The sequence below is a fragment of the Pseudomonas sp. BF-R-24 genome, from assembly GCF_019947335.1.
In the GTDB taxonomy this organism is placed as follows: Bacteria; Pseudomonadota; Gammaproteobacteria; order Pseudomonadales; family Pseudomonadaceae; genus Aquipseudomonas; species Aquipseudomonas jessenii.
The window spans coordinates 70718-96426 of sequence record NZ_JAGYGG010000007.1 but is presented as its reverse complement, the minus strand read 5'-3'; the positions used below and the strand labels follow the sequence as shown (position 1 = coordinate 96426).

At 62.9% G+C, this 25709-nt stretch carries 23 protein-coding genes and 1 pseudogene; 16 read left to right on the top strand and 8 right to left on the bottom strand.

The window, feature by feature from the left end; all coding sequences use genetic code 11:
• The first annotated feature begins 20 nt into the window (after window positions 1–20).
• Window positions 21–1229: a DSD1 family PLP-dependent enzyme gene (locus KGA98_RS08060; RefSeq protein ID WP_223502073.1), complete on the top strand. Its 1209-nt coding sequence runs from the start codon at window positions 21–23 to the stop codon at window positions 1227–1229.
• A gap of 119 nt (window positions 1230–1348) precedes the next feature.
• Here KGA98_RS08060 and KGA98_RS08055 read toward each other — a convergent pair whose 3' ends face one another.
• Window positions 1349–2266 (bottom strand): transporter, encoded by a 918-nt coding sequence (locus KGA98_RS08055; protein ID WP_411736661.1) that lies wholly within the window; start codon window positions 2264–2266, stop codon window positions 1349–1351.
• Between the two features lie 238 nt (window positions 2267–2504).
• On the opposite strand from KGA98_RS08055, the gene KGA98_RS08050 reads away from it, so the two are divergent.
• From KGA98_RS08050 to KGA98_RS07980, 15 genes are all read left to right on the top strand, one after another.
• Window positions 2505–3545, top strand: a complete 1041-nt coding sequence (locus KGA98_RS08050; protein WP_223502001.1) for an AraC family transcriptional regulator — start codon at window positions 2505–2507, stop codon at window positions 3543–3545.
• 266 nt (window positions 3546–3811) lie between these two features.
• A complete protein-coding gene (locus tag KGA98_RS08045; protein WP_154946708.1) occupies window positions 3812–4699 on the top strand; it encodes a Dyp-type peroxidase in 888 nt (295 codons plus the stop codon).
• Between the two features lie 16 nt (window positions 4700–4715).
• The gene (locus KGA98_RS08040; protein ID WP_223502000.1) at window positions 4716–5699 is read left to right on the top strand and encodes a Gfo/Idh/MocA family protein; all 984 of its coding nucleotides are present in this window, start codon (window positions 4716–4718) and stop codon (window positions 5697–5699) included.
• A 220-nt stretch (window positions 5700–5919) separates the two neighbouring features.
• Window positions 5920–6672, top strand: coding sequence for a GntR family transcriptional regulator (locus KGA98_RS08035; protein WP_223501999.1), 753 nt, complete (start codon window positions 5920–5922; stop codon window positions 6670–6672).
• Entirely contained in the window at window positions 6669–8399 is a 1731-nt protein-coding gene (locus KGA98_RS08030; RefSeq protein WP_223501998.1) for a fumarate reductase/succinate dehydrogenase flavoprotein subunit, read from the top strand. Before KGA98_RS08035 ends, KGA98_RS08030 begins: the two co-directional genes overlap by 4 nt.
• Before the next feature lie 24 nt (window positions 8400–8423).
• Window positions 8424–8669, top strand: a complete 246-nt coding sequence (locus KGA98_RS08025) for a ferredoxin family protein (RefSeq protein WP_008050632.1) — start codon at window positions 8424–8426, stop codon at window positions 8667–8669.
• 316 nt (window positions 8670–8985) lie between these two features.
• The gene (locus tag KGA98_RS08020; protein WP_191629279.1) at window positions 8986–10392 is read left to right on the top strand and encodes an ABC transporter substrate-binding protein; all 1407 of its coding nucleotides are present in this window, start codon (window positions 8986–8988) and stop codon (window positions 10390–10392) included.
• Window positions 10393–10529: 137 nt separating this feature from the next.
• Window positions 10530–11312 carry an ABC transporter permease gene (locus tag KGA98_RS08015; RefSeq protein ID WP_150815123.1) on the top strand — a complete coding sequence of 261 codons (783 nt, stop codon included), beginning with the start codon at window positions 10530–10532 and terminating at the stop codon, window positions 11310–11312.
• The gene (locus KGA98_RS08010) at window positions 11312–12160 is read left to right on the top strand and encodes an ABC transporter ATP-binding protein (protein WP_223501997.1); all 849 of its coding nucleotides are present in this window, start codon (window positions 11312–11314) and stop codon (window positions 12158–12160) included. The genes KGA98_RS08015 and KGA98_RS08010 overlap by 1 nt, the downstream gene beginning before the upstream one ends.
• Window positions 12157–13119: a HEAT repeat domain-containing protein gene (locus KGA98_RS08005; RefSeq protein WP_223501996.1), complete on the top strand. Its 963-nt coding sequence runs from the start codon at window positions 12157–12159 to the stop codon at window positions 13117–13119. Before KGA98_RS08010 ends, KGA98_RS08005 begins: the two co-directional genes overlap by 4 nt.
• The gene (locus KGA98_RS08000) at window positions 13116–13394 is read left to right on the top strand and encodes a DUF971 domain-containing protein (protein ID WP_057714340.1); all 279 of its coding nucleotides are present in this window, start codon (window positions 13116–13118) and stop codon (window positions 13392–13394) included. The genes KGA98_RS08005 and KGA98_RS08000 overlap by 4 nt, the downstream gene beginning before the upstream one ends.
• A 165-nt stretch (window positions 13395–13559) precedes the next feature.
• The gene (gene lexA, locus KGA98_RS07995) at window positions 13560–14177 is read left to right on the top strand and encodes a transcriptional repressor LexA (protein ID WP_008016176.1); all 618 of its coding nucleotides are present in this window, start codon (window positions 13560–13562) and stop codon (window positions 14175–14177) included.
• Window positions 14177–14794 carry a translesion DNA synthesis-associated protein ImuA gene (imuA, locus tag KGA98_RS07990; protein ID WP_218497289.1) on the top strand — a complete coding sequence of 206 codons (618 nt, stop codon included), beginning with the start codon at window positions 14177–14179 and terminating at the stop codon, window positions 14792–14794. Before lexA ends, imuA begins: the two co-directional genes overlap by 1 nt.
• 7 nt (window positions 14795–14801) lie before the next feature.
• Complete coding sequence (locus tag KGA98_RS07985) at window positions 14802–16217, top strand: Y-family DNA polymerase (RefSeq protein WP_223501995.1); 1416 nt, start codon at window positions 14802–14804, stop codon at window positions 16215–16217.
• Entirely contained in the window at window positions 16193–19291 is a 3099-nt protein-coding gene (locus tag KGA98_RS07980) for an error-prone DNA polymerase (RefSeq protein ID WP_223501994.1), read from the top strand. Before KGA98_RS07985 ends, KGA98_RS07980 begins: the two co-directional genes overlap by 25 nt.
• A 13-nt stretch (window positions 19292–19304) precedes the next feature.
• On the opposite strand, the pseudogene KGA98_RS07975 reads toward KGA98_RS07980, so the two are convergent.
• From KGA98_RS07975 to KGA98_RS07945, 7 genes and pseudogenes are all read right to left on the bottom strand, one after another.
• Window positions 19305–19382, bottom strand: a pseudogene (locus KGA98_RS07975) (outer membrane lipoprotein carrier protein LolA); the annotation flags it as partial.
• Window positions 19383–19423: 41 nt separating this feature from the next.
• Window positions 19424–20086 carry a flavin reductase family protein gene (locus KGA98_RS07970; RefSeq protein ID WP_057714349.1) on the bottom strand — a complete coding sequence of 221 codons (663 nt, stop codon included), beginning with the start codon at window positions 20084–20086 and terminating at the stop codon, window positions 19424–19426.
• Between the two features lie 12 nt (window positions 20087–20098).
• The gene (locus KGA98_RS07965; RefSeq protein WP_223501993.1) at window positions 20099–21586 is read right to left on the bottom strand and encodes an amidohydrolase family protein; all 1488 of its coding nucleotides are present in this window, start codon (window positions 21584–21586) and stop codon (window positions 20099–20101) included.
• Window positions 21583–22779 carry an amidohydrolase family protein gene (locus KGA98_RS07960; protein WP_223501992.1) on the bottom strand — a complete coding sequence of 399 codons (1197 nt, stop codon included), beginning with the start codon at window positions 22777–22779 and terminating at the stop codon, window positions 21583–21585. The genes KGA98_RS07965 and KGA98_RS07960 overlap by 4 nt, the downstream gene beginning before the upstream one ends.
• A gap of 142 nt (window positions 22780–22921) precedes the next feature.
• Window positions 22922–23989: an extracellular solute-binding protein gene (locus KGA98_RS07955; protein WP_057714355.1), complete on the bottom strand. Its 1068-nt coding sequence runs from the start codon at window positions 23987–23989 to the stop codon at window positions 22922–22924.
• Between the two features lie 16 nt (window positions 23990–24005).
• Window positions 24006–24794 (bottom strand): ABC transporter permease, encoded by a 789-nt coding sequence (locus KGA98_RS07950; protein ID WP_057714357.1) that lies wholly within the window; start codon window positions 24792–24794, stop codon window positions 24006–24008.
• Complete coding sequence (locus KGA98_RS07945; protein WP_090455669.1) at window positions 24791–25708, bottom strand: ABC transporter permease; 918 nt, start codon at window positions 25706–25708, stop codon at window positions 24791–24793. The genes KGA98_RS07950 and KGA98_RS07945 overlap by 4 nt, the downstream gene beginning before the upstream one ends.
• Window position 25709: the final 1 nt, after the last annotated feature.

The window sequence follows — 25709 nt, the reverse complement described above, 5'->3', positions numbered from 1 at the left end:
TGGTGGGTGTCGGGGCGTGGCTGCGGCCGGGTGACCGAGGCGCGCCGTACAGCGATTACTTCCTTGCGCTGAACCGCGAACTCAAGGACCACGGCCCGATGCGACCGGTGATGCTGATCGACCTTGATCGGCTGGATCACAACATCGATGTGGTGATGCAATCGGTCAAGCGCGCCGGCAAGCACCTGCGCCTGGTGGAAAAATCACTGCCGGCACCGGGGCTTCTGGCCTACATCGCCCAGCGCGCCGGTACGCAACGGCTGATGTCGTTTCACCAACCGTTTCTCAATCATGACGCGGTGCAGTTTGCCGAGGCCGATATTCTGCTGGGCAAGCCGCTGCCGGTGCGTTCGGCCGAGTTGTTCTATCAGTCGCACAAGGGTTCTTTCGACCCTTCGAAGCAATTGCAATGGTTGCTCGATACGCCGCAACGCTTGCAGCAATACCTCGCCCTGGCTCAAGGGCTGGGCACGCGAATACGGGTGAACATCGAACTGGATGTCGGGCTGCATCGCGGTGGCGTCAGTGACCTTGGCGTACTCGGGCAGATGCTGGCGCTGATCAGCCAGCACCCGCAGCACCTGGAATTCGCCGGGTACATGGGCTACGACCCGTTCGTGGGCATGGGCGTGCCGGGGATCCTGGGCTCGCCCGAGGAGCTGTTCGCCAAGGTGATGGTGGTTTACAACCGCTGCGTCGATTTCACCCGTCAGCAATACCCCGGTTTGTGGCGCGAAGGGCTGACCCTCAATACGGCCGGCAGCCCGAGCTATCGCATGCATGAACACGAACAGCTCAGCAGCGAAGTGTCGGTGGGGACGGGGCTGCTCAAGCCCACTCATTATGATTTGCCGTCACTGGCGGAGCATGTGCCGGCCGCTTTTATCGCCACGCCGGTGCTGAAAAGCACCGGGGCTGTGAATATTCCGGCGCTGGATGGCAAGTCCAGGCTGTTTTCCTGGTGGGACACCAATCAGCGCGAGACGTATTTCATCTATGGCGGTAACTGGATGGCGGAGTTCGAATCGCCAGCGGGGTTGCAGAGCAATGGCGTGTATGGCCGCAGCTCGAACCAGGAAATGGTCAATGGTTCGGCCGCGGTGGGGCTGACGGTTGAGGACCAGGTGTTCTTGCGGCCTGCCCAGACGGAGTCGGTGTTGTTGCAGTTCGGGGATTTGCTGGCGGTTCGGGGTGGGCGGATTGTGGATAGCTGGCCGGTGTATTCCTGATGTTTTTTGGGTGATTGTCCCGACGCCTTCGCGAGCAAGCCCGCTCCCACATTTGGAATGCATTCCCCTGTGGGAGCGGGCTTGCTCCGGGCGGCGTTCCGACGAAGGCGTCAGTTCAGTCAGAACGCATAGGGAATACTGACCTTGGCCCAAAGCATTTCCCCTTCAGGCCGGTTTTCCACGTCGAACTCCTTGGCCCAGCGAATCTCCGCGCTGGCGTATTTGAGAAAGGTCCAGTGCAGCGCCGGACCAATGGCAAACACCTGGCCGCGCACCCCGTCGTTCACGTCCTGGCCATTGAACTGCACGGTGTGGCCGAACTGTTTGTCGTCGGTGGTTTGCTTGAGATAGTAGCCGTTCAATCCGAGCATCAGGTCGTCGGTGATCTTGAAACTGGCGGAATAATCGAAGTGGAAAATCTGCCCCGACTTGTAGTCGGTGTCCTTGTTTTTCTCGTTGAAACTGTAGGTGGTCTTCATCGACACCTCGGTTCTGTCCGTCGGCAGCCAGGTGAAGGAGAACAACGGTTTGTAGGTGTAGAAGTTGTTGCTGGTGTTGGCCAGGCGGTCAACGCTGTACTCGCCGGTCGGCACGGTGATTTCGATAGCGGCGCCGAGGGTCAGGTTCGGGCCCATGTCCCAGAGAATGATCGGCGCAAACGTTGTGTCACCCATGCCTTCACGGGTGTCCTGCGGCAGTCCGAACACCGAGACTTCCTGCTTGAGCCAGGGCTGCGCGATGTAGCCGGCCAGCCGGCCGCCAAACACGCGCACCGGGCTGAGGTAATCCAGGCGCGGAATGACCGCCGTGGACTCGATCTCGACGTTCGGCACCTTGCCGCCGAGCGAGCTGATATTGAGCTTCGTGGCTTTGTAGTGGTTGTAGTAGAGGTTGAACGCAACCATGTTGTCCGGAAGGCTGTCGGGCGAAAGCGGCAACACGAAAAAGCCGTCGGTGCCGGTGCCGATGTTGTCCACGCCAGTCTCGGTGGCCAGTGCCGGTTGCAGGGCGCAGACGCCGGCCAGGCCAATGACCATCAGGGGGAGTGTCGTGCGGGTCGGGATCATGGGTGTACTCATTATTATTGTTGTCGGGTTGTCCGGCATCCATACGAGGGCCGCAACATAGAAATAAGCTGTCTGTGCCCTGCAAGGCAGGGTATTGGCGGCCATTTAGGGGGACTTCTGCGGACAGTCTTTGAGCCCTGTGCTAACTTCCTTCGACATAACCGGTTACAAAAATAAGAATGCAGCTCGACCCGGAATGTATAGCCCCATGCAAATGAAAGTGATCGATCCCACCTTTGAACTGGCGCTGGTGTCGCCGTTTCTCCTGCAGACCCTGGCCGAAGTCGCCGAGCAAAAAGGCATCCACCCCGAGAGCCTGTGCCGAGGGTTGGGCTTTACCTTTGAAGACCTGCAGGACCCGGCGCAGCGTATTTCCCATCGCCAGGCCGTGGCCATGATTCAACGCGCGCTCAAGGCCTTGCCCAATCAGGGGCTGGGCTTGTGGGTCGGCGCGCAGAATGTGCTCGGCACGCTGGGGTTGTTGGGGCATGTGTTGTCGCTGTGCAAGACTCTGCGCGATGCCTTCGAACTGGGCATTCGCCATCAACACACCTCTGGCGGCATTGTCGTGTCGAGTGTGGAGGAGGCGGGGGATCGGGTGTTTATCGACGTTGAATGCCGCTTGCCGTTCGCCGACGTGCAGTTATTCGCGGTCGAGGAGTTTTTCGCCAGCCTGCTGGTGTACGGCCGGGCGCTGGTCGGGGCGGATTTCAAGCCGACGGCCGTGGAGTTCGTGCATGCCGCGCCGGACTATCTCGGCGAATATTCGCGCCTGCTGGGGCCGGACGTGCGTTTCGGTTGCCTGCAAAACCGCATGGTGATCGATGCGCATTGGCTGGACGTTCAGTTGCCCAATCACCATTCCCTGGCCCTGCGCCAGGCCGTGAAATTGCTCGAACTGGAAGCCGCGCAGGTGCACCGGAAAATGGATCTGATCCAGGCGGTGGAACGGGCGATTGCCCGGGACCTGACCGAGGGCAGCCACATCGAGAAAATCGCCGGCGACCTGAACATGAGCAGCCGCACCTTGCGCCGCCGTCTCACCGAACATGCGCTGACGTTCGAAACGCTGCTGGAACAAGTGCGCCAGGCCCGCACCATGAGCCTGCTGGCCAACCCGGACATGTCCATCGAACGCATCACCGAGGAAGTCGGCTACAGCGACGTGCGCAGCTTTCGCCGGGCTTTCAGGCGCTGGACCGGCATGAGTCCGAGTGCGTTCCGCAACGAAAGCCCCAGCGTGGTTTGATCTTCTGTGGCGAGGGGGCTTGTGTGGCGAGGGGGCTTGCCCCCGTTGGGTTGCGAAGCAGCCCCCAAAACCTGGCGACTCGGTATGACTGAAAATGCAGGGGAGCGCTACGCGCTCCAACGGGGCGGTGCGGCGATCCGACAAGCCCCCTCGCCACAGAAGCCCGCTCGCCACACAAGCCCCCTTTGCCACAGGTTCCTGGCCTCTGACGGCACACAAACCCTCGTACTCCGGTTAAACTCCATGCTCTTTTTCGAGGAGTTCATATGAGTCATTACCAGCCGGGCATTCTCGCCACCCCCGTTCCGCCTCAAGCTCGCCATATGTTCTTCGCCCTCGAATCCGTTGCTGCTCTACCGACCGCGCTCGATAACCTGCAAGGCCTGGTGGACGGCAAATCGGTGGTGGTCGGCTTCGGTGAATCCCTGGTCAAGGCGCTGGATGGGCAGATCGAAGGCCTGCGCACTTTCCCGGCACTGACTGGCGTCGGTGTCGACAATCCGTCGACCCAACACGCGCTCTGGTGCTGGCTGCACGGTGAAGACCGTGGCGAATTGCTCAACCGCAGCAACGCCATCTCGGCGGCACTGGCCCCGGCGTTGCGCCTGGTGCAGATGAACGAAACCTTTCGCCACATGACCGGCCATGACCTGACCGGCTACGAAGATGGCACCGAGAACCCCCACGACGCAGCCGCCGTGACCGCCGCCCTGGTGGGTGAGGGCGCGGACGGCACGGTGGGTGGCAGCTTCGCCGCGATCCAGCAGTGGCAGCATGACTTGAAAGGTTTCCATGGGCTGTCGGCGGATGAAAAAGACAACATCATGGGTCGCCGCTTGAGCGATAACGAAGAGATCGACGACGCGCCGGTTTCCGCCCACGTCAAACGCACCGCCCAGGAAAGCTTTGCGCCTGAAGCCTTCGTGGTGCGCCGCTCGATGCCGTGGATCGAAGGTGACCGTGCTGGCCTGATGTTCCTGGCCTTCGGTTTTTCCCTCGACGCCTTCGAAGCCCAACTGCGCCGCATGAGTGGCCTGGAAGACGGCATCACCGACGGTCTGTACCGCATCAGCCGTCCGATCACCGGTGGCTACTACTGGTGCCCGCCGCTCAAGGACGGTCGACTGGACCTGCGCGCATTGCGCGTCGGCTGAGCCGCAAGGAGTGCCTATGAACCTGGTGCGCTGGGGCATGATCGGTTGTGGCAGTGTCGCTGAACGCAAAAGCGGGCCGGCCTTCTACAAGGCGCCCGGATCGGCGTTGGTCGCGGTGATGGGCAGGCGCCTGGAAGCCGTCACCGACTACGCCACGCGCCACGGCATCGCTCGGGTCTACACCGATGCGCAGGCGCTGATCAACGATCCCGAGGTCGACGCGGTGTACATCGCCACGCCGCCCGACAGCCATCACGCCTATGCTTTGCAGGTGGCCGCGGCCGGCAAGCATTGCTGCGTGGAAAAACCGATGGCGCTGAATGCCGGACAAAGCCGTGAAATGCAGCAGGTGTTTGCCGATGCCGGGTTGCACCTGTTCGTGTCCTATTACCGACGTTCGCTGCCACGCTTCCGGCAAGTGCGGCAATGGCTGGAAGAGGGGCGGATCGGCGAGGTCCGGCACCTGAGCTGGACCCTCACCAAAGCTCCGTCGGCGGCGGATCGCGATGGCACCGATAACTGGCGCACCGACCCGGCAATTGCCGGTGGGGGTTACTTCGCCGATCTGGCCAGCCATGGCCTGGACCTGTTTCAGTACCTGTTCGGCGATATCGTCGAAGTCGCCGGGTTCACCGCGCGGCAGGCCGGTTTGTACGCGGCCGAAGATGCCGTCAGCGCCACTTGGCGGTTTGCCAGCGGGGCGCTGGGGATGGGCTGCTGGAACTTCGTTGCAGACCGTCGCGAAGACCGGGTCGAAGTGATTGGCAGCAAAGGACGGATCACCTTTTCAGTGTTCGATGAACACCCGGTCGAACTGCACGCCGACGAGCTGCACGCTGGCGAGCACCTCAGCCTGACCATCGAGCATCACGCACACATTCAGTGGCACCACGTATTGGGCATGAATGCGCATATTCGTGGCGAGGCGCAGCACCCCGCCGTGGCCGAGCAGGCGCTGAAGACCGATTGGGTGATGGACCAGATTCTCAAGCGCCACTGATTCTTCAGATCACACATAACCCCCTGTGGGAGCGGGCTTGCTCGCGAATGCGGTTCAACATTCAACATCTGAGTTGACTGACACACCGCCTTCGCGAGCAAGCCCGCTCCCACATTTGTTCTTGCTCCGCACTTCTAACCTTATGCGCATTCGGTATTTCTCAACCCTGTCATAACTTATCTAAGATCACGTCATAACTCGTTATAACAAGTGATCTGCCATGACCGACAACGTTCTATCCCTGAGCAGCGTCCCGTTGCACACCCAGCTGCGAGATGTGCTGCGCGCCCGCATCCTCGACGGCGAATACCCGCAAGACAGCCAGATGCCTTCAGAAAGCGAGCTTGGCGCGTTGTTCAAGGTCAGCCGCATCACCGTGCGCCAGGCCTTGGGCGATCTGCAAAAGGAAGGGCTGATCTTCAAGATCCACGGCAAGGGCACTTTCGTCGCCAAGCCGAAAACCTTCCAGAACGTCAGCACCCTGCAAGGCCTGGCCGAGTCCATGACCGATCGCGGCTATGAGGTGATCAACCGCCTGCGCAGCTTCAAATTCATTGCCGCCGACAAGCTCGTGGCCGAGCGTTTGCAGGTCGCCGAAGGCGAGGTCGTGGCGCAGATCAAACGTGTGCGCCTGATCAATCGCGAGCCGGTTTCCCTGGAAATCACTTACCTGCCCAAGGCCATTGGCGAGCGCCTGGAAAAAGCCGACCTGGTCACCCGCGACATTTTCCTGATCCTGGAAAACGACTGCGGCCTGGCCCTGGGGCACGCCGACCTGGCCATCGATGCGGTACTGGCCGACAGCGACCTGACCCACGCGCTGAACGTTGAACCTGGCTCGCCGATCATGCGCATCGAACGCCTGACCCACGATGTCGACGGTCGGCCGCTGGACTTCGAACACCTTTACTACCGTGGCGATGCCTTCCAGTACCGCCTGCGGATCGACCGGGAAAAAGGGGAGCAGGCATGACCCGAAGCACATTGGAGCAGGAATACGACATTGTCGTGATCGGCGGCGGCACCGCCGGCCCCATGGCGGCGATCAAGGCCAAGGAACGCAACCGCGACCTGCGGGTGTTGTTGATCGACAAGGCCAACGTCAAGCGCAGCGGCGCGATCAGCATGGGCATGGACGGCCTGAACAACGCGATCATTCCCGGCCACTCGACACCGGAGCAGTACACCAAGGAAATCACCATCGCCAACGACGGCATCGTCAATCAGGCCGCGGTGTACGCCTATGCCACCCACAGCTTCGAAACCCTCTCACAACTGGACCGCTGGGGCGTGAAATTCGAGAAGGACGAAACCGGTGACTACGCGGTGAAAAAGGTCCACCACATGGGCGCTTATGTGTTGCCGATGCCGGAAGGGCACGACATCAAGAAAGTCCTCTATCGGCAGTTGAAGCGCGCGCGGGTGAGTATCACCAATCGCCTGGTCTGCACCCGATTGCTGACGGATGAAGAGGGCGCGGTCAACGGCGTGATGGGCTTCGACTGCCGCACGGCGGACTTCCACGTGATCAAGGCCAAGGCGGTGATCCTCGCCTGCGGTGCCGCCGGACGCCTGGGGTTGCCGTCTTCGGGCTACCTGATGGGCACCTACGAAAACCCGACCAATGCCGGCGACGGCTACTCGATGGCCTACCACGCCGGGGCCGAACTGGCGAACCTGGAATGCTTCCAGATCAACCCGCTGATCAAGGATTACAACGGCCCGGCCTGCGCCTACGTCACCGGCCCCTTGGGCGGCTACACCGCCAACAACAAGGGCGAACGCTTCATCGAGTGCGACTACTGGAGCGGGCAGATGATGTGGGAGTTCCATCAGGAACTGGAAAGCGGCAATGGCCCGGTGTTCCTCAAGCTCGATCATCTGGCCGAGGAAACCATCCAGAACATCGAAGAGATCCTGCACAGCAACGAGCGTCCGAGTCGCGGCCAGTTCCACGCCAATCGCGGCACCGACTACCGCACGCAGATGGTCGAGATGCACATCTCGGAAATCGGTTTTTGCAGCGGGCATTCGGCGTCGGGGGTGTGGGTCAACGAGAAGGCCGAGACCTCGGTCAAGGGCTTGTACTCGGCGGGAGACATGGCTGCGGTGCCGCACAACTACATGCTCGGTGCGTTTACCTATGGGTGGTTCGCTGGCCACAACGCAGCGGACTTTGTCGCCGGGCGCGAGTTTTCAGCGCTGGATGCCCGGCAGATCGAAACCGAAAAACAACGGGTCTACGCACCGCTGGAGCGTGAGCACGGCCTGCCGCCAGCCCAGGTCGAATACAAGCTGCGGCGCTTGGTCAACGACTACCTGCAACCGCCGAAAGTGACCAGGAAGATGCAGATCGGCCTGCAGCGCTTCAGCGACATCCAGCGCGATCTCGACCAGATCAAGGCGCACAACGCCCACGAGCTGATGCGCGCCATGGAAGTCAGCATGATCCGCGACTGCGCCGAAATGGCCGCCCGCGCTTCATTGTTCCGCGCCGAAAGCCGCTGGGGGCTTTACCACCATCGCGTCGATCACCCGCAACGCAACGACCGCGACTGGTTCTGCCATTGCCACCTGAAGAAAGACGAAAACGGTTTGATGAGCAGTTTCAAGAAAGCCGTCGAGCCTTACATCATCCCGCTCGATGCCGACGAGATGCAGGCCTACGACCGGCTGCGGGTCGGCGCGGATGCCGCCTGAGCATCACCCAAGAGAGACTGTGAAATGGCCTATCAAGCCCAGGAAATTTTCTTCCGTTCCAACGCCCCCGTCACCGTCGACGAGGACAAATGCATCGCTCACAAAGGCTGCACCGTGTGCGTCGATGTCTGCCCGATGGACCTGCTGGCGATCAACCCGGCCACGCAAAAGGCCTACATGGCGTTCGACGAATGCTGGTACTGCATGCCCTGTGAAAAGGACTGCCCGACGGGTGCGGTGAAAGTCGAAATCCCGTACCTGCTGCGCTGAAACACTGTCCCTGTGGGAGCGGCGGTGCGACGATTCGACTTGCTCGCGAAGAGGCCGGCACAGCTGGCATCTTCATTGACTCAAAGGACGCATTCGCGAGCAAGCCCGCTCCCACAGTGGATCGAGGCCAGTCGCAAGTCCTGCATACATCAGAAAAACCTGTGGGAGCGAGCTTGCTCGCGATGAGGCCCACTCGAACAACCCAAAACGCCATCCGGCACCACCGGACGCCTGATTCAAGACACCCCTCGTTTCCCACCGCGCCCTGATCGTGGCGGAGACGAACATCCTATAAATGATTCGAGGGGAAACACTCATGATGTTGCGTGCAGCTTTGGCCGGTCTGGTACTGGCTTCATTCACCCTGTCGGCCTCGGCCGAAACCATCCGCATTGCCATCGGCACCCAGGACACCACCATCAACTGCGCCGCCGGCGGATTGTTGATTCGCGAACTTGGGCTGCTGGACAAATACCTGCCCCACGATGGCCCCTACAAGGACGCCCAATACGAGGTGCAGTGGAAAAACTTCACCAGCGGCGCCCCCCTGACCAACGAAATGGTGGCCGGCAAACTCGACTTCGGCGCCATGGCCGACTTCCCCGGCGCGTTCAACGGCGTGGCGTTCGAAACGGCGGGCAAGCACAGCCTGTTTATCAGCGTGCTGTCGGGCAGCATCAAGGGCAGTGGCAACGGCATCGTGGTACCGAGCGCATCGGGTGTGCAGTCGCTGGCAGAGCTGAAGGGCAAGACCATTTCCGTGCCGTTCGCTTCCACCGCCCATGGCATGCTGTTGCGCGCCGTCGCGGCCCAGGGCTGGGACCCGCTCAAGGACGTGAACATCATCGCCCAGCCGCCGGAAGTCGCCGGCTCCGCATTGCAGGCCGGCAAGATCGATGCTCACGCTGACTTCGTGCCCTTCGCCGAACTGTTCCCCAGCCGTGGTTTCGCCCGCAAGATTTATGACGGCGCCCAGGCCAACGCGCCGACCTTCCACGGTGCGCTGGTCGATCAGGCCTATGCGAAGAAGTACCCGGAAATCGTCGTCGCTTACCTGCGGGCGAGTATCGAAGCCAACCAGCTGCTGGCGGCTGAGCCGGAGAAATACAGCGAGTTGATCGCCAAGGTCACCGGGGTCGATGCCGAGGTCAATTATCTGTTCCATGGCCCACTCGGTGTGCAGACCCGCGACCTGAGCTGGAAGCCGGAATACCGTCAGGCCGTGGGCACCGCCATCGATACCCTCAAGTTGTTGAAGAAGGCCGATCGCGGTCTGGATCTCAACACCTTCATTGACGACCAATACATCCGCGCCGCCTTCAAGGCCTCGAACCTGGACTACAGCGCGCAACTGGCCAGTTACGGGCAGGCGCCGCTCAAGGCCGTCGATGCCGCCAGCGGCCAAACCATCACCGACTTCAGCCACGTGGCGGAAATCTGGGTGCGCGGCGAGCCTAAAGTCCGCCAGTACGCCTCGGCGCAAGCGGCGTTTGCCGCGCTGGCCAGCCTCAAGCAGGAAGGCCGGAGCATCCGCGCGGTGTACGCCCAGGCCAGTGACAGCGGGATCAAGCTGCTGGCGGATCAGGCGTGGTTTGCCACCGACGGGAAAGGGCAATTGAGCGCGTTCCTGCTCAAAGGCCAGGCCCAACAGTTCGCCACGGCGCAGGGCGGCAAGGTCCTCGACTTCACTGATGCCACTGCCCAGGCCGTGGCTGTTCGCTAATCCCAAGTACCCCTCGGGCAAATGTGGGAGCGGGCTTGCTCGCGAATGCGGATCAACATTCAACATCTGAGTTGACTGAAACACCGCTTTCGCGAGCAAGCCCGCTCCCACAGAGATCTTGGTTGTGAGGAGGAATTGTGTACCTATCATCTATACGCTGGATCCCCAGAGCCGCATCCTTGCTGCTCTGCCTGCTGTTCTGGCAACTCGCCGCCAGCCACCACTGGAACCTCGGCCTGGTGACCTTCGCCAACGTCCCGACACCCGTGGCGGTCATTGAAGCCGCCCTCGGCCTCGGCGACTCGGGCAAGCTCGCCCAGCACCTGGGCAGCAGCCTCGGCCGGGTGTTCGCCGGTTACCTCGCGGCGCTGATCATTGGTGTGGCCCTGGGCCTGGCCATCGGTCGCTCGAAATGGGCCGAAGATCTCTTGCTGCCGCCCCTGGAAGTGCTGCGCCCGATCCCGGCAGTGGCGTGGATTCCCCTGGCGATCCTGATGTTTCCCTCGTCGGAACTGTCGATGGTGTTCATCACCTTCACCGGCGCATTGTTCCCGATCCTGCTCAACACCGTGCACGGCGTCGAAGGCGTCGATCCACGGCTGATCGCCTCGGCGAAAAGCCTCGGGGCAGGGCGCCGGGCAATCCTGCTGGAGGTCGTTCTTCCGGGCGCTGCGCCTAGCATCATCACCGGCCTGGCCATCGGCATGGGCACCTCGTGGTTCTGCCTGGTGACGGCGGAAATGATCTCCGGCCAATTCGGCATCGGCTATTACACCTGGGAGTCCTACACCATCCAGAACTACGCCGACATCGTCGTCGGCATGTTGCTGATCGGCGTGCTCGGGATGGGCAGCAGCCTGTTGATCAAGCGTCTGGGCGGGCTTTTCACGCCTTGGCATCGACCACGAGGAAAAGCCTGATGAGCGTTTTTCAACACCTGGAAGGGCGTATCGACATTCGCGGGCTGTCAATCAGCCTGGGCGAGGGGGGCGCGGCTTTCGAAGCGGTACAGGGCCTCGACTGCCAGATCGAGCCAGGGCAGTTCGTGTGCATTCTCGGGCCGTCCGGTTGCGGCAAGTCCACCTTGCTCGGCGCCCTGGCCGGCCACCTGCAACCGCGCACCGGCACGCTGAATGTCGATGGCGCAGCGGTGTCGGGCCCATCGCCCCAGCGCGGCATGGTGTTCCAGCAGCACACACTGTTTCCTTGGTGCACGGTGCGTGACAACGTCGCCTTCGGCCTGAAAATGCGTGGCGTCGGCAAGGCCGAACGGCACAAGGCGGCGGATGAAATCCTCGCCCTGGTGGGCCTCGAAGGTTTTGCCGGGCGCTGGCCCGACCAGCTCTCCGGCGGCATGCAGCAACGGGTGGAAATCGCCCGGGTGCTGGTCAACCGTCCGCGCCTGTTGTTGATGGACGAACCCTTTGGCGCCCTCGATGCCCTGACCCGGTTGAACATGCAGGAACTGCTGCTGGACATCTGGACGCGCATCCGCACCACCGTGGTGTTTGTCACCCATGACATCGACGAAGCGCTGTTCCTCGCTGATCGCCTGTTGGTCATGAGCTCGCGCCCCGGGCGAATCATCGAAGACCTGCGCCTGGACTTCCCCAGGCCGCGCAGCACGGAACTGATGACCCGCCCTGAATTCTCGCACCTCAAGCGCCATTGCCTCGAACTCCTGCGCCACGAAGACGGTCGGCAACTGCCACGCTTGAATCCGCTCGGTCTTCCCCCTGAAAACAAACTGCCGCGATTTGCCCTATGACCTCACTATTCGATGTAACCGATAACGACGACATTCTTGCCCTGCAACCGCGCCTGACCGATGACGACCCCGGCATACGCCGGATCGCGCTGATCGAACTGGCCGATCTCGAGGAGCCGGATGGCCTGCTGTGGTTGATCGATCGAATGGCCGAAGACCCGATTGCCGACGTTCGCGCCGAAGCCGCGCGGTTGCTGGAAGCCTGGGAGGATGAGCCCGTGGTCGAGGCGTTGTGCCAGGCGCTGACGGATCCATCCCCGGCGGTGCAGGCGGCCGCAGCGCAGAGCCTTAGCCTGCTCAAGAGTGAAGCGGCGGGCCGGGTCATTCTGCCGTGGACCGGGCACGCCGACAGCGGCGTACGCATCGCCGCGTTCAGGGCGTTGCGCGAGTTGCGTTGCCCCGATGCCGCCGATGCGGCTGCCCGGGCATTGGACGATGAAAGCGCCAGCGTGCGTCGCGAGGCGGTGGGCGTGCTCGGCTGGCTCAAGCAACTCGATGCCTTGCCGGCCCTGGCGCGGTTGGCCAGCGCTGACCCGGACACTGAAGTTCGGCGTGCCGCCACCGGGGCGTTGGGCCTGGCGTCTGACGCGCAGGTGCTGCCGGCCCTGCGCCAGGCCTTGCGCGACGCTGCCTGGCAAGTCCGCGAAGAAGCCGCCACCACCCTGGGCAAGGTCGGCCACCTCGACGCCGGCCCGGCCCTGATCGACGCCTTGGGCGACGATTACTGGCAAGTGCGTCTGCGCGCCACCCGCAGCCTCGGTCGCTTACGTTATGGACCGGCGATCGATGCGTTGATCGACACCCTCGGCCACCGCATCAGCAACCTGCGCAAGGAAGCCGCGTTGGCCCTGGGCGAATTGAGCGACCCACGGGCCATAGCGGCATTGCAGGCCGCGCAGGACGACGGCGACCCGGAAGTGCGCAAGGCCGTGCGCATTGCCTTGAGTCAACTGCAATGAATCCGCTGGCGGTGGGTAATTCTCGAAGCAAACAGCAGTTGCGACTGAACTGGCCGGATGGTCGCGAACAGGTGTTGGACCATGCCGAATTGCGTCGCCAGTGCCCGTGTTCGCAGTGCCGGGCGTTTCGCATGCGGGGAATGGTGCCGATGGTTGATGGGCGGGTCCGGGTTATTGAATTGCACTCGCAGGGGTACGGACTGCAACTGGTGTTCAGTGATGGGCATGAGCGGGGGATTTATCCGTGGGCTTATCTGGCACGACTCACCTCTTGAGTCACTGAAATCCAATGTGGGAGCGAGCTTGCTCGCGATGAGGCCCGGTCAGTCGATACACATGTTGAATGAAAGACCATCGCGAGCAAGCTCGCTCCCACAGGTCACTGGTCCTGCCACCAGATGATTGACGGTCCTTGCCAGGCAAAAGCCAAAAGAGTACAAATGTACTCCATGACGACTCTGACTCCCCGCCGTACCGCCATCCTGACCTTTATCCGCGATCGCATCGCCGAGCACGGTCAGCCTCCGAGCCTCGCTGAAATCAGCGAGGCGTTCGGTTTTGCCTCCCGTAGCGTGGCGCGCAAGCATGTGCTGGCGCTGACCGAAGCCGGGTTTATCGAGGTCAACCCGCATCAGGCCCGGGGCATTCGCCTGCTCGGGCAGCCGCCGCGTCCCGAGTTGCTGGACATTCCGGTGCTCGGCCGGGTGGCGGCCGGTGCGCCGATCGGGGCCGATGCGGAGGTCCATAGCCGCTTGCTGCTCGATCCGTCGATCTTTTCGCGGGTGCCGGACTACATGCTGCGGGTCCGGGGTGACTCGATGATCGAGGACGGCATTCTCGATGGCGATCTGGTGGGCGTGCACCGCAACCCCGAGGCGCTCAATGGCCAGATCGTCGTGGCGCGGCTCGACGGCGAAGTCACCATCAAGCGCTTCGAGCGGGTCGGCGATGTGGTTCGCCTGCTGCCACGCAACCCGGCCTACCGGCCGATCATTGTCGAGGCCGACCGGGACCTGGCCATCGAAGGCGTGTTCTGTGGCCTGGTGAGGCAAGGCTGATGGGTGCCGTCGTTGCGCTGGATACGCTGTTCAATGGCGGCCAGGTCTGGAAGGGCCGGCCTGCGCCACCGGCCGCCAGCCCGCAACCCACCGGGCATGCCGCGCTGGACGCCGCATTGCCCAGCGGAGGCTGGCCGGAGGCGGCGCTGACGGAAATCCTCTTGGCCGGGCAGGGCGTGGGCGAGTTGCAACTGGTGTGGCCGACGCTGGCACGGCTGTCGGCGGCGGGCGAGCGCATCGTGCTGGTGGCGCCGCCTTATGTGCCGTATCCCCAGGCGTGGCAGGGTGCCGGGGTCGATCTGCGTCAGCTGTCGATCATCCAGGCCAGCGAGCGCGATGCGCTGTGGGCCGCGGAACAATGCCTGCGTTCTGGCAGTTGCGGCGCGGTGCTGTGCTGGCCGCACAAGGCCGATGACCGCGCCTTGCGCCGCTTGCAGGTGGCGGCGGAAACCGGCCAGACCCTGGCCTTCGCCTATCGCCCCCTCAGTGAAGCGATCAACCCTTCGCCGGCGGCCCTGCGCATTGCCATCGATGCCCGACCGGTACAACTGCGCGTGCTCAAGTGCCGCGGCGGCCTGGTCCGTTCGGCGCCGATTGCCTTCGCCGTAGGGCATTGAGGTTGCCATGCGCTGGGTCTGCATTGTTTTCCCGCAATTGGCGCTGGACGCGGTATTGCGTCAGCGCGCCGATCCCGATGAGCCCCTGGCGTTGTTGACCGGCCCGGCTCAGCGCCGGGTGCTGCAGGCGGTTAACGACGCGGCGCGGGCGCTGGGGTTGCGTCCCGGTCAGTCCATGAGTGCGGCACAGGCCTTGAGCAAAGGCTTTGCCACGGCTGAATACGACGCCGCCGACATCGAACACTGGCAGCAGTTTCTCGCCGCCTGGGCCTATCGCTTCAGCTCCCAGGTCAGCGTGCATTACCCCCGGGCCGTGGTATTCGAGATCGAATCCAGCCTCGGTTTGTTCGGCGCCTGGCCGCAATTCGAAGCGCTTTTGCGCCGTGAGCTCGGTGAGCTGGGGTTTCGGCACCGCATCGTGGCCGCGCCCAACCCGGTGGCGGCGCGGGTGCTGGCCAACGCCTATGACGGTCTGGTGGTGCCGGACGATCAAGCCTTGCAGCATCACCTGGGGCAAATGCCTGTCGACCGGATCGGCCTCGAAACCTCGGTCGCCACGGCCTTGTCACGCATGGGCTTGCGCACCTTGAGCCAGGTGCAGGCGCTACCCCGGCATAGCCTGGCCCGGCGTTTCGAGGCTCAGGTGCTCAAGCATCTGGATGCCCTGTCGGGTTTGCGGCGGCTGGCGCTGGCGTTTTACCTGCCGCCGGATCGCTTCGATGTGCGGATCGAGCTCAATTTCGATGTGCAGTCCCATCAAGCCTTGCTGTTTCCGTTGCGCCGGTTGACCGGCGACCTGTCGGCGTTCCTCTGTGGTCGCGACAGCGGCGTACAGCGTTTCGACCTGCATCTGGAACATGCCGGGTTGCCGGATACGCTCATCAAGGTCGGCCTGCTCAGCGCCGAGCGCGATCCGGCGATGCTCTTCGAACTGGCCCGGGGGCGGCTGGAGCAAGTCCAGGTCGAGGCGCCGGTGCGCGGCTTTCGCCTGCGCGCCGAGGATTTGCCGACCTTCGTGCCCCAGTATCAGGAACTGTTCGACGATCGCCCGCAGCAGTCCTTGCCCTGGGAGCAACTGCGCGAACGCCTGCGTGCACGGCTGGGGGATGACGCGGTACATGGCCTGCGCTTCCAGGCCGATCACCGCCCCGAGTGTGCATGGCAGGCCAGTGCCGACAGCCAGCCTTGCGTGGTGCCGGCCGCGGTGAAACGGCCGGGCTGGCTGCTGACTGAACCGCTGGCCGTGCATCAGGGCTCGGCGCGGATCCTCATGGGGCCGGAACGCATCGAGTCCGGTTGGTGGGACGGTGACGACGTACGCCGTGACTATTACCTGATCGAAACCCGTGCAGGCCAACAGGGCTGGGCCTACCGGGCGGTCGGTGAGGACGGCCCGCTGTGGTTGCAGGGCTGGTTCGCATGAGCATCGACTATGCCGAACTGCACTGCCTGTCGAACTTCAGCTTCCAGCGCGGTGCCTCCAGTGCCCTCGAGCTGTTCCAGCGCGCGAAAAAACAGGGTTATCAAGCCCTGGCGATCACCGACGAATGCACCCTGGCGGGCATCGTGCGCGCCTGGCAAGCGGCGAAGTCCGTGGCGTTGCCGCTGATCATCGGCAGTGAAATACGCATCGAGAACGGTCCGAAACTGGTGCTGCTGGTGGAGAGCCTCGAGGGCTATCAGGCGCTGTGCCGATTGATCACCCGCGCCCGGCGGCGAACGCAGAAAGGCCAGTATCAGGTGCTGCGCGAAGACTTCAGCGAACCGCTGCCGGGCCTGTTGGCGTTGTGGGTTCCGGACGCTGTCGATGCCTTTGAACAGGGGCGCTGGCTCAAACAGGTCTTCGCCGAGCGCGTGTGGCTGGCGGTGCAGTTGCACCGCGGTCAGGACGATGCCCGGCGCCTGAACGATCTGCTGAGCCTGGCCAGGGAGTTGCGTATTGCGGCCGTGGCCAGTGGCGATGTGCACATGCATGCTCGCGGCCGGCGCGCCTTGCAGGACACCATGACCGCGATCCGTCATCACCTGCCGGTGGCCGATGCCGGGTTGCGCCTGCATCCCAACGGCGAACGCCATCTGCGCAGCCTGGACGTGCTGGGGGAACTTTATCCGCCCGGCTTGCTGGCAGAAACGCTGAACATCGCCCGGCGCTGCACCTTTGATCTTGGCCAGTTGCGTTATCAATATCCTCGCGAACTGGTGCCAGAAGGGCACAGCGCAGAGTCCTGGCTGCGGGCGTTGACCGAGCGCGGCATGCGCGAGCGATGGCCCGACGGTGCAAGCGAAAAGGTTCGCGGGCTGATCGACAAGGAGCTCGGGCTGATCGCCGAGCTGGGTTATGAAAGCTATTTCCTGACCGTTCAGGACATCGTCGCCTTCGCCCGGCGCGAGAAGATTCTCTGCCAGGGCCGAGGCTCTGCGGCCAACTCGGCGGTGTGTTTCGCCTTGGGCATCACCGAGATCGACCCCGAGCGAATGAACATGCTGTTTGAGCGCTTTCTCTCCAGGGAGCGCAACGAGCCACCGGATATCGATGTGGACTTCGAGCACGAACGCCGCGAAGAAGTCTTGCAGTACGTGTTCCAGCGCTATGGTCGGACCCGCGCGGCACTGACAGCCGTGGTCAGCACTTACCATGCGGCCGGTGCGGTGCGTGATGTGGCCAAGGCGTTGGGTTTGCCGCCAGACCAGATCAATGCCCTGGCCGATTGCTGTGGTCACTGGAGTGATGAAACGCCGCCCGTGGAGCGCCTGCGTGAAGGCGGTTTCGACCCTGAAAGCCCGGTGTTGCGCCGGGTGTTGAGCTTGACGCAGCAACTGATCGGCTTCCCCCGGCATCTGTCCCAGCACCCCGGCGGCTTCGTCATTTCCGAGCAGCCGCTGGATCACCTCGTGCCGGTGGAAAACGCCGCGATGGCCGAGCGCACTATCATCCAGTGGGACAAGGACGATCTCGATGCGGTCGGGTTGCTCAAGGTGGATATCCTGGCCCTGGGCATGCTCAGCGCGATTCGTCGCTGTTTCGACTTGCTGCGCCGTCATCGCAACCGGGACTTGAGCCTGGCAACGGTGCCCTCCGAGGATTCACAGACCTACGACATGATCGGTCGTGCAGACACCATCGGCGTGTTCCAGATCGAGTCCCGGGCGCAAATGTCGATGCTGCCCAGGCTCAAGCCCCGCAAGTTCTATGACCTGGTGATCGAGGTGGCCATCGTTCGCCCCGGACCTATCCAGGGCGGCATGGTGCATCCGTACCTGCGTCGTCGAAACAAGGAAGAGCTTGAAACCTACCCCTCCGAAGAGTTGCGGGAGGTGTTGAAACGCACCCTTGGCGTTCCTCTGTTTCAGGAACAGGTGATGCAGATCGCCATCGTCGCCGCCGACTACAGCCCCGGCGAGGCCGACCAGCTACGCCGCTCCATGGCTGCCTGGAAACGCCACGGCGGGCTCGAACCGCACAAGGATCGACTGGCCGCCGGCATGAAGAAAAAAGGCTACACGCCGGAGTTCGCCGCGCAGATCTTCGAGCAGATCAAGGGTTTTGGCAGCTACGGTTTTCCCGAGTCCCACGCGGCCAGTTTTGCCTTGCTGACTTACGCCAGTTGCTGGTTGAAATGCCACGAGCCGGCGGCCTTCGCTTGTGCGCTGATCAACAGTTGGCCGATGGGGTTCTACAGCCCGGACCAGATTCTGCAGGACGTCCGGCGCCATCATTTGCAGGTTCGCCCGGTGGACGTGCGCACCAGCGACTGGGATTGCAGTCTGGAACCGATCAGCGGTGCGCAACCGGCGATTCGCTTGGGGCTACGCATGATCAAGGGCTTTCGCGAGGACGATGCCCGACGCATCGAGGCGGCACGCTCCAAAGGGGCGTTTGCCGACATTGCCGACCTCGGCGAACGGGCGCGACTCGATGCCCGCGCCCAGGAGCAACTGGCCGATGCCGGCGCGTTGCGTGGCCTGGCCGGCGACCGGCATCGGGCACGTTGGGAAGTGGCCGGGGTACAAAAGCAGCTGGGTTTGTTTGCCGGCCTGCCGAGCCGGGAGGAGGACGCGGTGTCGTTGCCAATGCCCACTGTGGGCGAGGACCTGCAGGCCGATTACGCCAGTGTCGGCACCACCCTCGGGCCGCATCCGTTGGCCCTGTTACGCGGTGAGTTGAAGGCGCGGCGCTGCCGCAGTTCGAAGGAGTTGCTGGACGTCGAGCACGGTCGGCCAGTCAGCGTTGCCGGGCTGGTCACCGGCCGACAACGCCCGGCCACCGCCAGCGGCGTGACGTTCGTCACCCTTGAGGACGAGTTCGGCAACGTCAACGTGGTGGTGTGGCGCGACCTGGCCGAGCGTCAGCGCCAGGTGCTGGTCGGCTCGCAGTTGCTCAAGGTCGATGGGCGCTGGGAGAAAGAGGGTGAGGTCCGGCATCTGATAGCCGGACGCTTGAGTGATTTGAGCCCGCTACTGGACGGTATCAGTGTGCGCAGTCGCGATTTCCGCTGACGACGCGTTCCCCTGTAGGAGCGAGCTTGCTCGCGATGAACCTGAGAGCGCCGCGGGGTGTCAGGTTACCAGCGGTATTGTTGACGACCATCGCGAGCAAGCTCGCTCCTACAGGTTTTGTGCAATCTCTGGTTATTTGGTGGCAGGCCAAAACCGTTCCCCACCCCCCGGCGCATCCGTCCAGGCCTGCAACGAGCGTGTCGGCAAGTCGAAGTAATCCCGCGTACGCGCATAGCCATGCCCGCCCATGCGTCCGATCGCATCCAGCCCCAACTGGTCGATGTACAGGGTTTTCGGATCGATCAGTTCGTCACGCACATGGGCCATCAGCACCTCACCAAAGATAATCTCCCGGGATTGGCCGATGGACAGGGCCATCATCCGCCGGCACTCCAGCGCCACCGGAGCTTCGCCGATGCGCGGGCATTTGACCGTGGTGCCGGGGATGGCGGTGAGGCCGGCGGCGGTCAGTTCATCGAAACCGGGGGCGAAGGGCACGGCGCAGACGTTCATGGCTTCCACCAAGGCATCGCTGACGATGTTCACGGTGAATTCCTGATTGAGCTGGATATTGCGAGTGGTGTCCTTGGGGCTTTGGTCGCCGTAGTTTTCCACGCCCAGGGCGAGGATCGGTGGATCGGCGGAAAGCGCATTGAAGAAGCTGAACGGTGCCGCGTTGATCCGGCCTTCGCCGTCGACGGTGGTGACCAGGGCTATCGGCCGTGGCACGACGCTGCCGATCAGGATCTTGTATTTGTCCCGTGGGCTCAATGTGCTGAAGTCGAAGCTTTGCATGGGCAGAAATCTCTAGAGAAGTGGATCAATCGCGCTCAGTGGCGCCTGTGCGCTGTAGTCGTCGGCGAACGGGATGGCGGGCTGGAACAGGCTTTTCCAGTCCGGTTGGCCAAAGGCCCGGTCGCTGTGGCTGCGCATCAATTTTTCGAATTGGCGTTGGGCCTGGCCTTGCAGGGCGGGGTAGTCGAGGCCCTCGACCTGGCCGTCCCGCATCACGCAGCGGCCGTCGATGTAGCTGGCGATACAGTCGTCACCGCGACCGGCCAGAACAAGATTTTTCAGTGGATCGAATAGCGGCCCCAGGTGCATCCCGCGCAGGTTGAACACGGTGATGTCGGCCTTGGCCCCGGGCGCCAGGCGTCCGAGATCGTCGCGGTCCAGTGCCTTGGCACCGCCGAGGGTCGCGGCGTTGTACAGGTCCAGCGTGCTGGTCAGATCGTTACCGCCTTCCATAAGGCGAGCGATGTTCAGGCCCTGGCGCATGTTGTCCAGCAAGTCCGCCGGCCAGGTGTCGGTGCCCAGGGCGAAGTTGATGCCTTTGGCCCGATAGCGACCAAACGAATTCAGCGCCTCGCCGTCCCGGGCAAACACCACCGGGCAATGCACCAGGCTTGCGCCACCATCCACCACCCGTTGCAGGTCGTCATCGCCGCGGGTGTAGATGCCGTGGGGCAGCAGGCTGCGCGGGGTCAAAAGCCCAAGCTGCTGCAGCCAGCCCAGTGGCGAGGTGTCGCGCAGTTGCTCGACCATCGCCACTTCACCGAGGCCTTGGCAGCAGTGCAAACGCATCGGTGCGTTGAGTTCGCGGCTCAGCGCGGCGGTGCGTTGCAGCAACGCCGGGGTGCAGGTCTGGATGCGATCGGGCAGCAGTGCACCGCGAATCAGGCCGTTGTGCGCGCCGTCGAAATCCCGGAAAAACCGCTCGGCGGCGTCGAGCCCGGCCATGCCCCGGGCTTCGTCCCAGTGGTGCGCCAGGGTTCCATCGGCCTGCCAGTAACTCATGCCGCTCATGTAGCAGGGACCGAGGTAAGTGCGTAGCCCCAGTTCGGCGGCCACACCTGCGACCGCCGCAAATTCGTCGTAGGTCTCGGCCCACTCGCGGTAATACATCGACGTGATCGGCATGGCCGTGGTGATGCCGTTGCGGATCAGTTGGGTGAAGGCGTAGCGGTATTTGAAGACTTCTTCTTCGGGGCTGTAGCTTTCCCGCGATCCACGCGCCAGATACTGCGCCGACCACATCCGGCCCATGTCGCGCTCGTCGCCGTTGTCCAGGGTCAGCACCGTGGAATCGAGATCGCCCAAGGCATCCAGATCGATGAAGCCGGGACCGATCAGCGCATTACCGTAATCAACCCACTGATCCACCGGCCCCGCATAACCACGCCCGACAAACTCGATGCGCGCGCCTTCGAACACCACTTCGCCATCGCGCCACAGCACATGCCGCGTGCCGTCGAAGCCGACCACGCAACTGGCCCGCAAGCCGATGCGCTTCACAGACGGCTTTCCAGCAAACGGCCACCCGCAGCAATCAACTGACCCGCGCGATAGACCTGACGCAGCGGCCGTGAAACCACCGCCTCACCCAGTGTTTGTACCGGCATCAACAGGAAGTCCGCCGGCTGGCCAATCTCCAGGCGATTGGCTTGGCAACCCAGCGCCTGGGCGCCGTTGACGGTCGCCGCCTCGAACGCTGTCGCCAGTTCTTTGTCCTTGTTCAAGTCGAAGCGGAACGCCAGCAACATCGCCCGCTCCAGCATGTCGCCGTTGCCCATGGGCGACCAGGCATCACGAATACCGTCCGAGCCCAGGCACACATTCACGCCGGTTTCGCGCAGGGCCAGGAACGGCGGCACCGCGCAATCGGCCGGGGCCGAGCTCATCAGCGAAATGCCCAATGTGGCCAGACGTTCGGCCACCGGTTTGACCTGGCTCCACGGCAACATCCCCAGGCAGTACGCGTGGCTGATCATCACCTGGCCTTGGCGGCCGAAGCGCTCGGTGTAGTCGGCAATCAGGGCGATCTGCCACAGCCCCAGCTCACCTTTGTCATGCAGGTGAATGTCGACGCCCCGGTCGAATTCGCTGGCCAGTTTGAAGACGAAATCCAGTTGTGCGACAGGGTCGTTGTCGATACCGCACGGGTCCAGCCCGCCGACGTTCTCCACGCCCAGAGCCATGGCTTCGCGCATCAGTTCGGCGGTGCCGGGGCGACTGATCAGGCCGGTTTGCGGGAACACCACCAGTTGCAGGTCGATCAGGTCGCGGTAGTTTTCACGCAGTTGCTGCATGGCCTCGACATGCCGCAGGCCAAATTCCGGGTCGATGTCGACGTGGCAACGCATGGTCAGCGAGCCGCGGGCGATGCAGTTTTCCAGCAGGGCGCCGGCCCGTTGCGCAATCGGTGTGGTGACTTCACGCAGGATGCGCCGTTCGTTGGCGATGTAGTCCTTGAGGGTCGGGCCGGCACTGTTGGGGCGCCAGGGCTGGCCCCAGAGGGTTTTGTCCAGGTGCACGTGGCTTTCCACCAGGGCGGGGGTGAGCAACTGGTTCTGGCCGTCGATGTCGGTGGCCGACAGGGCTTCGTTCGAAGCGGGTCGGCGTTGGCTGAAGCGGCCGTTTTCGATCAGCAGGTCTTCGGCGGTGGCGCCGTAGGGGCGCACGTTGCGCAGCCAGCGGGGTTGGGTCATGAGTAACCTCAATGAATTCTGTGGTGTCTGTGTTGGCCTCTTCGCGAGCAAGCCCGCTCCCACATATCCGTGTGAACACTGGAGATCCCTTGTGGGAGCGGGCTTGCTCGCGAAGGCCGCGACGCGGTTTCAAGTCAGACGATCAGCCCTTGAGCTTGGCCCAAATGCGGTCCTGCAGCTCCCGCGCCTTGTTGCTGCATTCCTTTTCCGGGCGCAGGCGCGCGGCGAATTCGTCGGGCATGTTGATGGCGTCCATCACCCGCCATTTGGCGTCGATCAGCTTGTCGCTCTGGATGCCGTTGGCGTAGGCGATGGCGTTGGACACGGCGGCGGCGTTCTCCGGTTTCATCATCCAGTCGATGAAGATCTTCGCGTTGCCGGGGTGTGGCGCGCTTTTCGGTACGGCGAAGTTGTCCTGGAACATCGCCAGGCCTTCCTTCGGATACACGTATTTGATCGTGCTCTTCTGCAAGGTGGCCCGCGCGGTGGAACCGTTCCAGTTCTGCATCATGATCACTTCACCGCTGGCCATGCGGTCGACGGTGTTGTCCGAGCTGTACATCTTCAGGAAGGGTTTCTGTTTTTGCAGCAGTTCGAGGATGCGCTTGGCGTCCTGCGGGTTTTCGCTGCACTCGTCGACATTCAGGTAGTGACTGGCGGCGTTGATCACGCTGCTGGAGGTGTCGAGGGCGGCGAGCTGACCTTGCAGTTCCTTGCGCGGCTCGAAGAACTCTTTCCACGAGTCGTCGAGCTTGCCGCCGGGCACCCGGGCGCTGTCATAGGAGAACCCGGTGGTGCCCCACAGGTACGGTGCCGAGAACTTGCGGCCGGGGTCGAAGCTCGGGTCGCGGAACGCCGGCTTGACGTACTGGAAGTTGGGCAGGGCCGAGGCGTCGATTTCCAGCAGCAGGTCCTGGTTGATCAGGGTGCGCATGATCGATTGCGACGGCACGATCACGTCGTACGCCGCGCCGCCGGCCTGCAACTTGGCCAGCAGGGTTTCGTTGCTGTCGTAGCCGTCCATGGTGACCTTGATCCCGGTCTCCTTTTCGAACTTGGCCAGCAGTTCCACCGGGTAGTAGTCGGTCCAGTTGTAGAAGAACAGTTCCTTGGGCTCGGCGGCCTGGGCGCTGAACGCCGTGAACGCGGTGAAGCAACTCAAGGCCAGACCGGCAACGGCGAAACGCATGCTTTTCACTTTCTTGCTCATATAGAAGTCTCCAGGCTTATTGTTGTTTGCCGCGCTGTCCCAGCCAGAAGGCCAGCACTACCAGCACGATGGAAATCACCAGCATCAGGGTCGAGATCGCGTTGATCTCCGGTGTTACGCCGGCCTTGATCGCCGAGAAGATGTACACCGGCAGGGTGGTCGAACCGGGACCTGCGACGAAGAAGGTCATGATGAAATCGTCGAGGCTGACCACGAACGCCAGCACCGAACCGGACAGCACCGCCGGCCACAGCAGCGGCAAGGTCACCCGGCGAAACACCTGCCAGGGGTTGGCGTACAGGTCGTTCGCCGCTTCCAGCAGGCTCTTGTCCAGGTCGTTGAGCCGCGCGCGGATCGGCAGGTAGGCGAAGGGAATGCAGAAGCCGATGTGCGCGACGATCACCGTCAGCAGACCGAGCTTGATCCCCAGTGCCATGAACAGCAGCAGGGTGGCCACGGCGGTGACGATCTCCGGCAGGATCAGTGGCAGGTTGATCCCGCCCTCGACCATTTTCTGTCCGTAGAACGGCCGGTAGGTCGCCAGTGCCGCGAGCAGGGCAATCGCCGTGGCGCAGACCGTAGCGATGCTGGCGACGATGATCGAGTTGAGCGCCGCGGTCTGGATCGACGGGTTGGCCAGGATTCGCCCGTACCAGTCGAACGAGAACTCGGTCCACACCGTCGCCGAGCGGTTGGCGTTGAAGCTGTAGGCGATCAATACAAAGATCGGCAGGTACAGGTAGGCCAGCATCAACAGGCTGACTTCACGGGTCAGGGGCAGTTTCTTCAGGTGCAGGGCGATCATGCTTGTGCTCCCGGGCGTTGGGTCTTGGCGGCTTTGCGGCTATAGAGGGCGTAGAGCACCAGGGACAGCAACATGATCCCCAGCAACAGGAACGACAGCGAACTGCCCAGCGGCCAGTTGCGCGCGGTACCGAACTGCTGCTGGATCAGGTTGCCGATCATCAGCGTCTTGCCGCCGCCAAGGATCGCCGGGGTAATGAAGGCTCCCAGGCTTGGCACGAACACCAGCAAGGCACCTGCGATCACCCCCGGCATCGACAGTGGCAGGATGATCCGCCGCAACGCGTGCCAGCGATTGGCACCCAGGTCATAGGCGGCTTCCACCAGACGCCAGTCGAGTTTTTCCAGGGTCGAGTAGATTGGCAGGATCATGAACGGCAGGAAGCTGTAGACCAGGCCGACGCTGACCGCGAAGTCGTTGTAGAGCAGGGTGATGCCACCGGCCTGGGGGAACAGCGCGTTGAGGCTCTGGGCGACCCAGCCGTGCTCGCGCAGGATGATCAGCCAGGCGTAGTTGCGGATCAGCAGGTTGGTCCAGAACGGGATGGTGATCAGCAACACCATCAGGTTGCGTCGACGGGGTGTCAGGCTCGACATCCACAACGCCACGGGGAAGCCGAACAGGAAACACAGGACCGTGGTGCCACCCGCCTGGAACACCGAACGCAGCAATGCCTGGGCGTAGACCCAGTTCAGTTCCAGTTCGCCGTCGAAACCTTCCTGGAAAAACAGTTGCACGTAGCTTTGCAATTGCCAGTCGGCCTGCCAGTCGACGCCGCCATAGACGTTGCGCGGCAGCAGGCTGATGTAGCCCATGATGCCCAGCGGAATGGCGATCAGGGCCAGCAGGGTCAGGACCACCGGGCTGAGCAACAGCGCGCGGTTGAGGGCTGGGGAAGTGCTGCTGACGCTCATC